The organism is Pseudomonas fragi (genome assembly GCF_002269505.1).
Classification (GTDB): domain Bacteria; phylum Pseudomonadota; class Gammaproteobacteria; order Pseudomonadales; family Pseudomonadaceae; genus Aquipseudomonas; species Aquipseudomonas fragi_D.
Window position 1 is genome coordinate 301011 of sequence record NZ_NQKQ01000001.1, and the last position, 15238, is coordinate 316248.

Here is a 15238-nt window from a genome sequence, read left to right on the forward strand (position 1 = left end):
GGGCTTGTCATCGCACTGTGTCTGTCCGGCTCTGCGATGGCTGGTTGCCCAGGACCCTCAGAGTCTCGCGCGCCTTGGTAACCCTGCCAAGGGCTTTAGCGATGAAGGCCGGATCACCTCCAGCTTCGTCCCTGCTTGCTTCAAGGTAGTGCCGGATATCTTCCTCCGTCTTGAGGAATTCGGAACTGTCCCAACGCGTGAATGTTTCAATCACCTCTCACTCTCCTTAAATGCTTTGGCAATCAACCGGGCTTGCTTGATATCGCGGATTTGACTGTTCTTATCTCCAGCGCACAATAAAACGATCCATTGATGACTATGCTTCATTAAGTACAATCGGTAGCCAGGGCCGTAATCGATTCGCGCTTCGCTTAACCCCGCACCCAGTGATTTGGTGTCACCCAAATGGCCTTCAGCAATTCGATCAATCCTGACCGCAATTCGCGCTCGGGCACGACTGTCGGGCAAGTTTGAAAGCCAGCGTGAAAAGGTAGAACTGCGAATAATTTCAATCATTCGCAAAAGGTAAACTTAAGGCTACACCTGAAGAATCAGCCCATTACACTCCCTTTCGTCTGAAATAGCAGTTTGTTGATTCAGTCATCGGCGGCCATGTACAAGCACGGTCCCTGTCATTCGCAGGACGATTCCTAGACCCTGGCCACGGTCTTGCGCGTCAGCAACTGCGCAAACGCATTCGCCATCGGCGAGTTGCTGCCCTTGCGCTGCACCAGCCACACGGCGGTGTTAGCGTCCGGGTCCAGCAACGGCCGATAGACCACGCCCTTGATGCGCATATGCTGGAATGACGCCGGCAGCACCGACACCCCCAACCCCGCCGACACCAGCCCGATAATGGTCATGGCCTCCCCCGCTTCCTGGGAAAAGTGCGGACTGAACCCCGCCTGTCGCGCTAGGCTGAGCAATTGCGCATATAAGCCGCTGCCATAACTGCGCGGGAAAAACACAAAGGGTTCGTCGGCCAATGCCGCCAGTTGCAAGCCATCTTCGCTGCCTTCTGCCAGAGGATGGTCAGCACGGATGACCGCTACCAACGGCTCACGAAACAGCTCCACGGTGCTCAAGGAATCAGGCAACGCCAGCGGGCGCATGATGCCGACTTCGATGGACTCGTCCACCAACCCCTCGGCCACCTCGCGACTGCTCATTTCCTTGAGGTCCAGATGCACCGCCGGGAATGTCTGGCGAAAGGCAAAAATGGCCTGGGGGATGCTGGAGTTGAACGGCGCCGACGAGGTAAAGCCAATCTTCAGTTCGCCCAGCTCACCCAACTGCGCACGCCGGGCCACGTCGGCGGCCTTGTCGACCTGGGCCAGCACCCGCCGTGCTTCTTCAAGAAAAAGCCGACCGGCTTCGCTGAGCGCTACCCGACGGTTGGTGCGATCGAACAAACGCGCCCCCAGTTCCTGCTCCAGCGCCTGGATTTGCTGGCTTAGCGGTGGCTGGGAAATACCCAGCACCTGCGCCGCCCGGCCAAAGTGCAGCTCTTCGGCAACGGCAATGAAATAGCGCAAATGGCGAAGTTCCATACAAACTCCATTAAGTCGTAAAACCTCTTAAACAGGTCGAACAATATATTGGAAAGAATCGTTAGCCGCCTATATTCTTTTGTCATTGCCGTTCGGCTTTACCGCAATTTGAGGTCCCCGTGAAAACTGCTGCTGCACCCCTCGCCCACGAGATCCCGCCGTCCGCGCTGGATGATGTTGTTACTCAGCTTAATGATGTGTTTATCGAGAAAGGCACGCCGATGTTCATGCGCACGGTGCTGGCCCTGTTCTCGGGTGGGTTCGCGACCTTTGCCCTGTTGTACTGCGTGCAACCGATGATGCCGGTGTTGTCCCATGAATACGGGATCAACGCCGCGCAGAGCAGTCTCATTCTATCCGTGGCCACAGCGATGCTGGCCATTGGTCTGTTGATTACCGGCCCCATTTCCGACGCCTTCGGGCGCAAGCCGGTGATGGTGTTTGCGCTGTTTTCTGCGGCGCTGTTTACCGTGCTCAGTGCATTGATGCCGAGCTGGGAAGGTGTGCTGATAACCCGCGCATTGGTGGGCCTGTCACTTAGCGGGTTGGCCGCGGTGGCCATGACCTACCTGAGCGAAGAAATTCACCCGCAACACATCGGCCTGGCGATGGGCCTGTATATCGGCGGCAATGCCATTGGCGGCATGAGCGGACGGCTGATCAGCGGTGTATTGATCGACTTTGTCAGCTGGCACACAGCGATGCTGGTGATCGGCGGGTTGGCGCTGGCAGCAGCCGTGGTGTTTGTAAAAATCCTGCCCGAATCGCGTAATTTCCGCCCTCGCTCGATGAATCCGCGCAGCCTGCTCGACGGGTTCACCATGCATTTTCGCGATGCCGGCCTGCCGTGGCTGTTTCTCGAAGCCTTCCTGCTGATGGGCAGCTTTGTCACGCTGTTCAACTACATCGGCTATCGCCTGCTGGCTGACCCGTACAACATGAACCAGGCGCTGGTCGGCCTGCTGTCCATCGTTTATCTGTCGGGCATCTACAGCTCGGCGCAGATTGGCGCACTGGCTGACAAGCTGGGCCGCCGTCGCGTGCTCTGGGCCGTGATTGTGCTGATGCTGGCCGGTATCGCCCTGACCATGCTCACCCCCATCGCATTTGTGATTATCGGCATGCTGATGTTCACGTTCGGTTTCTTCGGTGCCCATTCGGTGGCCAGCAGCTGGATCGGCCGCCGGGCGACCAAGGCCAAGGGCCAGGCGTCATCTTTGTATCTGTTCAGCTATTACGCCGGATCGAGCGTGGCCGGTACCCTGGGTGGTGTGTTCTGGCACCTGGCGGGCTGGAACGGGATCGGCTCGTTTATCATCGGCATGCTGGTGGTTGCGCTGTTGGTGTCGCTGCATCTGGCCCGGCTGCCGGTGCTGCCAGGGAATGTGAAAAGCGCCTGAGCCTTGTGCGACGCACAAAAAAGCCCGGTTCCTGAAAAGGAGCCGGGCTTTTTTAATCCGACGAATTACTGGTGATATTGACCAGAGAATTCATGCACCGCGCTGATAAAGGCACCCGCGTGTTCCGGTTTCACTTCCGGGGTGATGCCGTGACCCAGGTTGAACACATGGCCCGAACCGTTGCCGTAGCTGGCCAGGATGCGCTTGACCTCAGTGCGGATCGCCTCCGGGTTGGCGTACAGCACGGTCGGGTCCATGTTGCCTTGCAGCGCAACCTTGTTGCCGACACGACGGCGGGCTTCGCCCAGGTCGCAGGTCCAGTCCAGGCCCAGTGCATCAGCGCCAGCATCGGCGATGCTTTCAAGCCACAAGCCACCATTTTTGGTGAACAGGATGACCGGTACTTTGCGGCCTTCGTGTTCGCGGATAAGGCCGCTGACGATTTTGCGCATATAGGCCAGGGAAAATTCTTGATAGGCCGCAGCCGACAGGTTGCCGCCCCAGGTATCGAAGATCTGTACAGCCTGTGCGCCCGCCAGGATCTGGCCATTGAGGTAAGACGTGACCGACTGCGCCAGCTTGTCGAGCAGCAAGTGCATGGCTTGCGGGGTGTCGTAGAGCATGGCCTTGGTTTTGCGGAAGTCCTTGGACGAGCCGCCTTCAACCATATAAGTGGCCAGCGTCCACGGGCTGCCGGAGAAGCCGATCAATGGCACACGGCCATTAAGTTCTTTGCGGATGGTGCTGACTGCGTTCATCACGTAGCCGAGATCTTTTTGCGGATCAGGGATGGGCAGTGCTTCGATGTCGGCCAGGGTGCTGACGACCTTTTTGAAGCGCGGGCCTTCACCCGTTTCGAAGTACAGGCCTTGGCCCATGGCATCGGGGATGGTCAGGATGTCCGAAAACAGGATCGCCGCATCCAGCTGCGGGAAGCGGTCCAGAGGCTGCATGGTGACTTCACAGGCGAATTCGGCGTTCTTGCACAGGCTCATGAAGTCGCCGGCCTTGGCACGGCTGGCGCGGTACTCCGGCAGGTAGCGACCGGCCTGACGCATCATCCAGACAGGCGTTACGTCTACGGGTTGCTTGAGCAAAGCGCGAAGGAAACGGTCATTCTTGAGAACAGTCATGTCAGCATCCGGAAAAAAAGTGGGGGCATTTTCTCAGAGACGGACGCAAAAGGCACGGCAAGTGCCGTGCCTTTTATCTATCGGGTCGATTTGTAGCGGTTTAACGCCTTATTTGGCAACACCGCGAAACAACTGTGGGAGCGAGCTTGCTCGCGATAAGGGCTTCACATTCAGCATCTGCACTGAATGATCTGTCGATATCGCGAGCAAGCTCGCTCCCACATTTTGATCTCATTCCCATTCGGGAAAGTGATCAGACGCCCAGGTAATCCATGATCCCTTCAGCCGCAGTGCGGCCTTCGAAGATCGCGGTCACCACCAGGTCAGAACCGCGCACCATGTCACCACCGGCAAAAATCTTCGGGTGGCTGGTCTGGTGCTTGAACTGCGACTGCTCGGGTGCAATCACACGGCCCTGGCTGTCGGTCTGGATATCGAACTGCTCAAACCACGACGCCGGGCTTGGACGGAAACCAAACGCGATGATCACGGCGTCTGCCGGGATGATCTCTTCTGAACCCGGAATCGGCTCAGGGCTGCGGCGGCCACGGGCATCCGGCTCGCCAAGACGGGTCTCGACCACCTTCACGCCTTCAACCTTGCCTTCACCAACGATGGCAATCGGCTGACGGTTGTAGAGGAACTTCACACCTTCTTCCTTGGCGTTCTTCACCTCTTTGCGCGAACCCGGCATGTTGGCTTCGTCACGACGGTAAGCACAGGTCACCGATTTGGCGCCCTGGCGAATCGAGGTACGGTTGCAGTCCATGGCCGTGTCACCGCCGCCGAGCACCACAATCTTTTTGCCTTTCATGTCGACGAAATCTTCCGGCGACTTTTCAAAGCCCAGGTTGCGGTTGACGTTGGCGATCAGGAAATCCAGGGCGTCGTGCACGCCCGGCAGGTCTTCACCGGCAAAACCACCTTTCATGTAGGTGTAGGTGCCCATGCCCATAAAGACGGCGTCGTACTCGGCCAGCAGCTGTTCCATGCTGATGTCCTTGCCGATTTCGGTATTGAGGCGGAACTCGATACCCATGCCGGTGAAGACTTCGCGACGGTGGCTCAGTACGGTTTTTTCCAGCTTGAACTCGGGGATGCCGAAGGTCAGCAGACCGCCGATTTCCGGGTTCTTGTCGAACACCACCGGAGTGACCCCGCCACGCACCAGCACGTCGGCACAACCCAGGCCTGCAGGGCCCGCACCGATGATGGCCACACGCTTGCCGGTCGGCACGACCTTGGACATGTCAGGGCGCCAGCCCATGGCGAACGCCGTGTCGGTGATGTATTTCTCGACCGAACCGATGGTCACCGCGCCAAACCCGTCGTTGAGGGTGCAGGCACCCTCGCACAGACGGTCTTGCGGGCACACCCGGCCGCACACTTCGGGCAGGGTGTTGGTCTGGTGCGACAGCTCGGCAGCCGCGAGGATGTTGCCCTCGGACACCAGCTTGAGCCAGTTGGGAATGAAGTTATGCACAGGGCATTTCCATTCACAGTACGGGTTGCCACAGCCCAGGCAGCGGTGGGCCTGCTCGGCCGACTGCTGGGGTTTGAAGGGCTCGTAGATTTCCACGAACTCTTTTTTGCGTTGACGTAACAGTTTCTTCTTCGGATCTTTGCGCCCGACATCGATGAACTGGAAGTCGTTACTCAGACGTTCAGCCATGGTTAAAACCTCATCAAACTTTTCAGGCGCATATCACTGCGGGTTGGCACGGATGCTGGAAAGCAACGATTTCAAGCTGGCAGCCTTGGGCTTGACCATCCAGAAACGACGCAGGTAATCATCGAGGTTTTCCGAGAGGTTGCGACCCCACTCGCTGTTGGTTTCCTCAACGTATTCGTCCAGCACGTGTTGCAGGTGATTACGGTAGGCCTCCATCGCTTCGCCACTGATCCGCTGGATTTCCACCAGCTCGTGGTTAACCTTGTCGACGAAGGTGTTGTCCTGATCCAGCACGTAGGCGAAACCGCCGGTCATGCCCGAGCCGAAGTTGTAACCGGTTTTACCCAGCACGCAGACAAAACCACCGGTCATGTATTCGCAGCAGTGATCGCCTGTGCCTTCCACCACGGTGTGGGCACCGGAGTTACGCACGGCGAAACGCTCGCCCGCCGTGCCCGCTGCAAACAGCTTGCCGCCGGTGGCGCCATACAGGCAGGTATTGCCGACAATCGCACTGTCCTGAGTTTTGTAGACGCTGCCTGCAGGCGGGACAATGACCAGCTTGCCGCCGGTCATGCCTTTACCTACGTAATCGTTGGCATCGCCTTGCAGGTACATGTGCAAACCACCGGCGTTCCACACACCAAAGCTCTGACCGGCAGTGCCTTTGAAGCGGAAGGTGATAGGCGCCTTGGCCATGCCCTGGTTACCGTGGGTACGGGCGATCTCACCCGAGATACGGGCACCAATCGAACGGTCGCAGTTGCAGATATCGAGGTCAAACTCGGCACCGCTCATGTCGTTGATCGCCGAGTGCGCCATGTCGAGCATCTGCTCGGCCAGCAGACCTTTGTCGAACGGCGGGTTGCGGTCTACCTGGCAGAACTGTGGCTTGTCGGCCGGGATATGGTCGCTGCCCAGCAGTGGCGTGAGGTCCAGGTTATGCTGCTTGGCGGTTTCGCCCTGGAGGATTTCCAGCAGGTCGGTGCGCCCGATCAGCTCTTCCAGGGTGCGCACGCCCAGCTTGGCCAGCCACTCACGGGTTTCTTCGGCCACGTAGGTGAAGAAGTTGACCACCATGTCGACAGTGCCGATGTAGTGGTTTTTACGTAGCGATTCGTTTTGCGTCGCAACGCCGGTTGCACAGTTGTTGAGGTGGCAAATACGCAGGTATTTGCAGCCCAGTGCGATCATTGGCGCGGTGCCGAAGCCGAAGCTTTCAGCGCCCAGGATCGCGGCCTTGATCACGTCCAGACCGGTTTTCAGGCCGCCGTCGGTTTGCACCCGCACTTTGCCGCGCAGGTCATTGCCGCGCAGGGTCTGGTGGGTTTCAGCCAGGCCCAGCTCCCACGGTGCACCCGCGTACTTGATGGAGGTCAGCGGCGATGCGCCGGTGCCGCCGTCATAGCCGGAGATGGTGATCAGGTCGGCATACGCCTTGGCCACGCCTGCGGCGATGGTGCCTACGCCCGCTTCTGCTACCAGCTTCACCGATACCAGCGCTTTCGGGTTGACTTGTTTCAAGTCAAAGATCAGCTGCGACAAGTCTTCGATGGAATAGATGTCGTGATGCGGCGGTGGCGAAATCAGGGTGACACCCGGTACGGCGTAACGCAGTTTGGCGATCAGGCCGTTGACCTTGCCACCCGGCAGTTGCCCGCCTTCGCCCGGCTTGGCGCCTTGCGCAACCTTGATTTGCAGCACTTCGGCATTGACCAGGTATTCCGGCGTCACACCGAAACGGCCAGTGGCCACTTGCTTGATTTTCGAGCTGCGGATGGTGCCATAACGCGCCGGGTCTTCGCCGCCTTCACCGGAGTTGGAGCGTGCGCCCAAGCGGTTCATGGCTTCGGCCAGGGCTTCGTGAGCCTCTGGTGACAAGGCGCCCAGGGAAATACCGGCCGAGTCGAAACGCTTGAGGATCGAGTCCAGCGGTTCGATATCGTCGATCGACAGTGGTGTGTCGAGGGTCTTGACCTTGAACAGATCGCGGATCATCGACACCGGGCGTTTGTCGACCAGTGCGGTGTATTCCTTGAACTTGCTGTAGTCGCCCTGTTGCACGGCGGCTTGCAGGGTGGCCACTACATCCGGGTTGTAGGCGTGGTACTCACCACCGTGTACGTACTTGAGCAGACCGCCTTGCTGGATCGGCTTGCGCGCGCTCCAGGCCTCGGCTGCGAGCAGCTTTTGCTCGGCTTCAAGGTCGACGAAACGTGCGCCCTTGATACGGCTTGGCACGCCACGGAAGCTCAGTTCGCAAATTTCTTCGGACAGGCCGATGGCTTCGAACAACTGCGCACCACGGTACGAAGCGATGGTCGAGATACCCATTTTCGACAGGATCTTGAGCAGGCCTTTGGTGATGCCTTTGCGGTAGTTCTTGAACACCTCATAAAGGTCGCCCAGTACTTCACCGGTACGGATCAGGTCGCCCAGCACTTCGTAGGCCAGGAACGGGTAAACCGCCGAGGCACCGAAGCCGATCAGCACCGCGAAGTGATGCGGGTCACGGGCAGTAGCGGTTTCGACCAGGATGTTGCTATCGCAACGCAGACCTTTTTCGGTCAGGCGGTGATGCACGGCGCCCACAGCCAAAGAGGCGTGAACCGGCAACTTGCCCGGCGCGATATGACGGTCGCTCAGAACGATCTGGGTGCGACCGGCGCGCGCGGCTTCTTCGGCCTGATCGGCGATATTGCGCACGGCCGCTTCCAGGCCAAGGCTCTCGTCGTAGTTGAGGTCGATGATCTGACGCTCAAAGCCCGGCAGGTCGAGGTTCATCAGCGAACGCCATTTGGCGGGCGAGATAACCGGCGAGCTGAGGATCACACGGGAAGCGTGCTCCGGGGATTCCTGAAAGATGTTGCGCTCGGCACCGAGGCAGATTTCCAGCGACATCACGATGGCTTCACGCAGCGGGTCGATCGGCGGGTTGGTGACCTGCGCGAACTGCTGGCGGAAGTAGTCGTACGGCGTGCGAACACGTTGGGACAGCACGGCCATTGGCGTGTCATCGCCCATCGAACCTACGGCTTCATAGCCCTGCTCGCCCAACGGGCGCAGCACCTGGTCGCGCTCTTCGAACGTGACCTGATACATCTTCATGTATTGCTTGAGCTGATCGACGTCGTAAAACGCCGAACCGTGGTCGTTGTCTTCCATCGTCGCCTGAATGCGCAGGGCATTCTTGCGCAGCCACTGCTTGTACGGGTGGCGCGACTTGAGGCGGTTGTCGATGGAGTCAGTGTCCAGCACCTGACCGGTTTCGGTGTCCACGGCCAGAATCTGGCCCGGGCCGACACGGCCTTTGGCGATCACGTCTTCAGGCTTGTAGTCCCATACGCCGATTTCCGAGGCGATGGTGATATAGCCGTTGGTGGTGGTCACCCAGCGCGCCGGGCGCAGGCCGTTACGGTCGAGCAGGCAGACCGCGTAACGACCGTCGGTCATTACCACTCCGGCCGGGCCGTCCCACGGTTCCATGTGCATGGAGTTGTACTCATAGAACGCCCGCAGGTCGGGGTCCATGGTTTCAACGTTCTGCCACGCCGGTGGAATCAGCATGCGTACGCCACGGAACAGGTCGATGCCGCCGGTGACCATCAACTCCAGCATGTTGTCCATGCTGGAGGAGTCCGAACCCACGCGGTTGACCAGCGGGCCGAGTTCGTCGAGGTCGCCGATCAGATCGTTGGCGAACTTGGTACGACGGGCCTGGGCCCAGTTGCGGTTGCCGGTAATGGTATTGATCTCGCCGTTGTGGGCGAGAAAGCGGAATGGCTGAGCCAGCGGCCATTTCGGCAGGGTATTGGTGGAAAAGCGCTGGTGGAACACGCAGATCGCGGTTTGCAGGCGCTCATCACTCAGGTCCGGATAAAAGGCGGTGAGGTCCGCCGGCATCATCAGGCCTTTATAAATGATGGTCTTGTGGGAAAAGCTGCAGATGTAGTGATCGCTGTCAGCCGCGTTGCTCACCGACGAGCGGCGGCGGGCGCTGAACAATTTGATTGCCATGTCCTGATCGCTCAGGCCATCGCCTGCGATAAACACTTGCTCGATCTGCGGCAGACGCTCCAGCGCCAGACGGCCCAGAACGCTGGTGTCGATCGGCACTTTGCGCCAGCCAACCAGTTGCAGGCCGGCAGCAAGAATCTCGCGATTCATGTTGCTGCGGGCCGCTTCGGCCTTGATCGGGTCCTGGTTGAAAAACACCATGCCGACCGCGTATTGCTTGGGCAAATCGGTACCGAACTGTTCCTTGGCGGTTGCACGCAGGAACAGGTCAGGCTTTTGAATCAGCAGGCCACAACCGTCACCGGTCTTGCCGTCTGCGTTGATCCCACCGCGGTGGGTCATACAGGTCAGGGCTTCAATGGCGGTTTGCAGAAGGGTATGACTGGGTTCGCCCTGCATGTGGGCAATCAGGCCGAAACCACAGTTATCCTTGAATTCATCGGGGTGGTACAGACCTGCTTTCATAGACACTTTCTCACCAGGCTGCCCCAAAAAGGGGCAAATTTCTTTTAATTCAACCACTTGCTCCCGCGCTGAACGTACGCCAGCTTGGCAGGGGCAAAAGGGTGGTCATTCTACACACCGTCACAAAGACCCACAAATTTAGCGGCGATTAACCGTAAGTTCGTGTCGCATTTATGAAAGGTTTAAAGCGATTGCTCGTGCTAGTCAAAACATTTTTGATGTCGACTGCTGCGCGGCGCAGACACCACAAGGCACACGTCTTGGAAAGCACGTATGCACAAGCAGGGATTTGATGTGCTAGAACGGCGACCTGGGTAAGGTCGCCGGATCATCAGCGAGCTGTAGCCAGCTCTTTTTGAACGCTGGCGACAGTGCGAGGCCAAGGTTTACCAGCCTGAGTCTTCGCTGGCAAGTTCTTGATTGCTGCAGTTGCTGCAGCATGGCTCGGGAAGTTGCCATAGGTGACGACGTACAGTGGCTTGCCATTCAAGGTTTTCTTGAAGTAACGAGCATCGCCGCCCAGTTCTTTGGCGACATTTTGTGCAGACGCTTCAGAACTGGTGCCGACGATCTGCACCACATAGTTATTGGCAGGCTGACTGCTGTACCAGCTACCGCCCGGTGCGGCCTTGGCCAGGGTGACTGGCTTCTCGGCTGGCTTGACCACAGGCTTGGCGGCCGGTGCTGGAGCGGGTTTGGCAACTGGTGCAGGTGCTGGTTTGGCAGTAGCAACGGTTGGAGCCGGTGTCGGGCGCGGCGTGGCTACAGGCGCAGGACCCGCTGGCACGCCAACCGGTGGCGCGGTGGTGGTGACGGTCGGTGGCGAAGCTACGCCGCCATCAACCGCTGGCACACCGCCATCGTCGCCTTCAGCGATACCACCGGCTGCTTCAGCCAGCGGGCCGCGCATAACCGGCTGCGATTGCCCAACCAGCGGCAACGGCATCGGCTGCGAAGAGCCGGCGAAATCAACCGACGGCTGGGCACCGCTGTTCGGCGCGGCCTGGCCCAATTGTGTCTGTTCAGTACCCGGCGCCGTAGGCGCCTTGCTGCGACCCGGAATCAGAACGGCAGCAGCGACGGCCACTACCACTACTGCACCAATGGCCAATACGTGTTTCTTCGGCATCTTGAACCCCATACTTGGACGCTTGACCGCTGAGCGGCTGGCAATCATGGCTTCGATCATTGCATCGCGGGCGACCTGGTTGATAATCCCGGGCCAGCCTTCGGAGCTCTCGTGTATATCTGAGATCTGCTGAGCGCTAAAGAGTTCGATCCCGCGCCCGGCACCTTCAAGACGCTGGGCCAGGTACTCGCGGGTTTCTTCGAGGTCATAGGGCTGCAGGTCGATCACATGGAAGCGCTCTTCATCAGCGCTCAGTTCCTCAAGACCGGCAATCATCGACGGCTCACCGAACAGGAACACATGCGGACGGCCTTCCGGCGTGCCTGCAGCCAGCGCCAGCAAGGCTTGCAGCGCAGATTCGTCAAGCTGCTCGGCGTCATCAACCAGCAAGTAGACTTCCTGCCCGGTCAGCGCCAATTGCACCACTTGGGCCAGGATGGAGCCTACGTCTGCACGGGCAACGTTCAGCGTTTGTGCCACTTGCTGCAAGATGCCAGCAGCATTGCCAGCCCCTCGCGCCGAGACCACAACACTCTGTACCGACTGCTTGTTGGTGCTCGCCACCAATGCCTGGCGCAGCAAGGTTTTGCCACTGCCTTCAGGGCCGGTGACAACCAGCAGCAACTGGCTATAGCGGGCAAGGTGATGCAACTGCCCCAGCACCGGCTTGCGCTGGGCCGGGAAAAACTTGAAGCCCGGAACCCGCGGCGCAAAGGGATCGTGGTTGAGCTGGAAGTGACCGAGGAACGCCTCGTCGGCATGCAAACTAGTCATCGGGATCTTATTAACCTTTAAGCTGAGCCAGTGCGCGGTAATCCGCACCCAGCGTGGCTTGTAGAACCTCTTGTGGATAATCGTCAGTCACTGTGGCTTCGCCCATGTGGCGCAAAAGCACCAGCCGCATACGACCGTCGATCACTTTTTTATCTACTGCCATGTGTTGCATAAAGTCGGCGGGGGTCATTTCGCTGGGCGGTACCACCGGCAAGCCGGCGCGCTGAAAAATGCGAATGCCGCGATCACGCTCTGCATTGCTGATCCAGCCCAGACGGGCGGACATTTCCAGCGCCATCACGGTGCCCGCAGCGACGGCCTCGCCATGCAGCCACACGCCGTAGCCCATATGGGTTTCGATGGCATGGCCAAAGGTATGCCCCAGGTTGAGCGTGGCACGCACGCCCGACTCGCGCTCATCGGCACCCACCACTTCAGCTTTGGCCGCACACGAACGCTGTATCGCAGCCGTCAGGGCGGTCTGGTCCAGGGATCGCAATGCATCCATATTGTCTTCAAGCCAGGTCAGGAACGGCTCATCGCAAATCAGGCCGTACTTGATGACTTCAGCCAGCCCTGCAGACAGTTCGCGGGCAGGCAGGGTGTTGAGGGTCTGGGTATCAATCAGCACCAGGTTGGGCTGATAGAACGCACCGATCATGTTCTTGCCCAGCGGATGGTTGATGCCGGTTTTACCGCCCACCGACGAATCCACCTGGGACAGCAAAGTGGTCGGTACCTGGATAAAGTCGACGCCGCGCTGGTAACAAGCCGCTGCAAAACCGGCCATATCGCCGACAACACCGCCGCCCAATGCAATCACCGTAGTACGTCGATCATGGCGAGCGGTAAGCAGACCATCGAAAATCAGTTGCAGGGTTTCCCAGTTTTTGAACGACTCGCCATCGGGCAGGATGATCGGCAATACCGAAAACTGCGCAAGGCTACGAGTCAAACGCTCAAGATAGAGTGGCGCAACCGTGGTGTTGGTCACAATCGCCACCTGGCGACCGGCGATGTGCGGAGCCAGCAACTGCGGCTGATCCAACAAACCTTCGCCAATATGAATCGGGTAGCTACGCTCGCCTAGATCAACCTTCACTGTCTGCATGAAACCCCGCGTTGAAGCACGGCGCCTGCGCCCTGCTTCGCAATTATCAAGTGATGGCATGCCATGAAAGGCATGCTCTGCGCCGAGAATAGCGCATTTCGTATCGCACTTTAATGGTCTGCGCAGCGACTACCGGGGAGGAAGCTGGGCCAGGCGCTCAAGAATATCGAGCACCACCATGCGCGGTGGCCGTTCATCGGTTTCAACCACCAGGTCAGCGATTTCCCGATAAAGCGGGTCGCGCACGGCCAACAGGTCGCGCAGGATTTTTTCCGGATTGGCGTTGCGCAGCAATGGCCGGTTGCGATCACGGGAAGTACGCGCCACCTGCTGTTCAATGGAAGCGTGCAAATACACCACGCGCCCGCCATTGCGCAGCGCCTGCCGATTTTGCGGACGCATGACCGCGCCACCACCGGTCGCCAGCACAATGCCATTTTCATGGCACAGCTCAACAATCATGGCTGTTTCACGATCGCGAAAGCCCGGCTCGCCTTCTTTATCGAAGATCCACGGGATATTGGCACCCGTGCGCACTTCAATTTCCTTATCGGAATCTTTGAACGGCAGGTGCAGCTCTTTGGCCAGCAAACGTCCGATGGTGCTTTTTCCAGCCCCCATTGGCCCAACAAGAATCAAATTTCGCACAGAATCAATGACTCACAGCAATCGCCTGGTTGTTCATGATACGCGGAGTCAGGAACACCAGCAGTTCGGATTTTTTTTCCAGGACAACGTCTCTATGGAAAAGTCGGCCAACATACGGCAGATCGCCCAAAAATGGCACTTTATCTACCACTTTGCTTTGAGTTTTTGAGAACACTCCTCCAATCACGATGGTTTCGCCGTCCTTTACCAGTACTTTGGCCCTGACCTCGTTCTTCTTGATGGGCGGCACATCCTGCAGCTTGCTCATGTAATCAGGCTCATCCTTGGTCACCACGACGGCCATGATCACGCTGTTGTCAGGGGTAATTTGCGGCGTCACCTCCAGCGACAGTGAGGCCTCCTTGAACGAAACTGATGTGGCCCCGGTCTTGCTGGCCTGCTGATAGGGAATTTGTGTGCCTTTAAGGATTTTGGCGGTTTCCTTGTCCGCGGTAACGACCTTGGGCTGCGAGATGATTTCACCATTGCCTGTCTTTTCCATGGCCGTCAGCTCCAGATCCAGCAACACATTGTTGGTGACGAAGGCGATGCCCAAGCCGGAGGTATTTCGCGAAACACCCAAGTCAACAAAGGGCGCACTGACGTTACCCGCCCCAGCCCCGGACGCCTCAGGCAGGGTGATACCACTGGCTTTCCAGATGCCGCCATTGTTTAGCCCTCCCCCCCAACGAACACCCAGGCTTTTTTCGAAGTCCACACCTGCTTCGACAATCCAGGCCTCAATCATCACCTGACGCACCGGCACATCCAGTTGAGCGACGATGCGCCGCAACTCATCCAGCCGTTCACTTGATTCAAAGGCAATGATGTTATTGGTGCGTTCATCCACGGTGATCGTACCCTGCCCCTCAGTACCCGGCTGGCCGCCGGTCACTGACTGGAACAGCATGGCAATATCTGCCGCCCGGGCGTAATTGACCTGCACCAGCTCCCGACGCAACGGCGCAGGCTCGGGACGCTCGCGGGCAGCGATCTCGTCCAGGGGCGCGATCAACAGCACATTGCCTTCAAGGTGCTTGCCCAGCCCCTTGCTTTTAAGCACCAGATCCAGCGCCTGATCCCAAGGCACATCCTGCAAACTGAGGGTTATGCTGCCCTTTACGGTGTCGCTGACCATCAGGTTGAACCCGGTAAAATCCGCCAGCGATTGCAGCACCGTGCGCACTTCAAGGTTCTGAACGTTCAAGGACATTGGTTCGCCCACATACTGCGGGCTTGCGATGGATGACGGCGAGGCCTGTCCAGCCGCCAGCGTTGACTGCGAATTCAGCGCACTCCATAGCGCCAGTACGCAGACCGGTGAAATCCTTTTCATGGT

General features: G+C 58.6%; 10 protein-coding genes. 1 reads left to right on the forward strand and 9 read right to left on the reverse strand.

The annotated features are described in order from the left end of the window. Positions 1-210: 210 nt before the first annotated feature. Positions 211-516: a type II toxin-antitoxin system RelE/ParE family toxin gene (locus CJU81_RS01265; RefSeq protein ID WP_095035200.1), complete on the reverse strand. Its 306-nt coding sequence runs from the start codon at positions 514-516 to the stop codon at positions 211-213. Positions 517-650: 134 nt separating this feature from the next. Further along, positions 651-1550, reverse strand: coding sequence for a LysR family transcriptional regulator (locus CJU81_RS01270; RefSeq protein WP_095035201.1), 900 nt, complete (start codon positions 1548-1550; stop codon positions 651-653). A 152-nt stretch (positions 1551-1702) separates the two neighbouring features. On the opposite strand from CJU81_RS01270, the gene CJU81_RS01275 reads away from it, so the two are divergent. Further along, positions 1703-2950 carry an MFS transporter gene (locus tag CJU81_RS01275; protein WP_441007395.1) on the forward strand — a complete coding sequence of 416 codons (1248 nt, stop codon included), beginning with the start codon at positions 1703-1705 and terminating at the stop codon, positions 2948-2950. Between the two features lie 65 nt (positions 2951-3015). Here the strand turns inward: CJU81_RS01275 and hemE are convergent, their stop codons facing one another. The 7 genes from hemE to CJU81_RS01315 form a co-directional block, all read right to left on the reverse strand. Next, positions 3016-4083 carry a uroporphyrinogen decarboxylase gene (gene hemE, locus CJU81_RS01280; RefSeq protein ID WP_095000854.1) on the reverse strand — a complete coding sequence of 356 codons (1068 nt, stop codon included), beginning with the start codon at positions 4081-4083 and terminating at the stop codon, positions 3016-3018. Between the two features lie 253 nt (positions 4084-4336). Beyond that, positions 4337-5755 (reverse strand): FAD-dependent oxidoreductase, encoded by a 1419-nt coding sequence (locus tag CJU81_RS01285; protein WP_095035203.1) that lies wholly within the window; start codon positions 5753-5755, stop codon positions 4337-4339. A gap of 33 nt (positions 5756-5788) precedes the next feature. Further along, positions 5789-10237 carry a glutamate synthase large subunit gene (gene gltB, locus CJU81_RS01290; RefSeq protein WP_095035204.1) on the reverse strand — a complete coding sequence of 1483 codons (4449 nt, stop codon included), beginning with the start codon at positions 10235-10237 and terminating at the stop codon, positions 5789-5791. A 331-nt stretch (positions 10238-10568) separates the two neighbouring features. Then, positions 10569-12140, reverse strand: coding sequence for an AAA family ATPase (locus CJU81_RS01300; protein WP_086799243.1), 1572 nt, complete (start codon positions 12138-12140; stop codon positions 10569-10571). A gap of 10 nt (positions 12141-12150) precedes the next feature. Next, a complete protein-coding gene (aroB, locus tag CJU81_RS01305; RefSeq protein WP_095028008.1) occupies positions 12151-13251 on the reverse strand; it encodes a 3-dehydroquinate synthase in 1101 nt (366 codons plus the stop codon). Between the two features lie 129 nt (positions 13252-13380). Further along, positions 13381-13899, reverse strand: coding sequence for a shikimate kinase AroK (gene aroK / locus CJU81_RS01310; RefSeq protein WP_095035205.1), 519 nt, complete (start codon positions 13897-13899; stop codon positions 13381-13383). 4 nt (positions 13900-13903) lie between these two features. Next, a complete protein-coding gene (locus CJU81_RS01315; protein WP_095035206.1) occupies positions 13904-15235 on the reverse strand; it encodes a type IV pilus secretin PilQ in 1332 nt (443 codons plus the stop codon). Between the last annotated feature and the right edge of the window lie 3 nt (positions 15236-15238).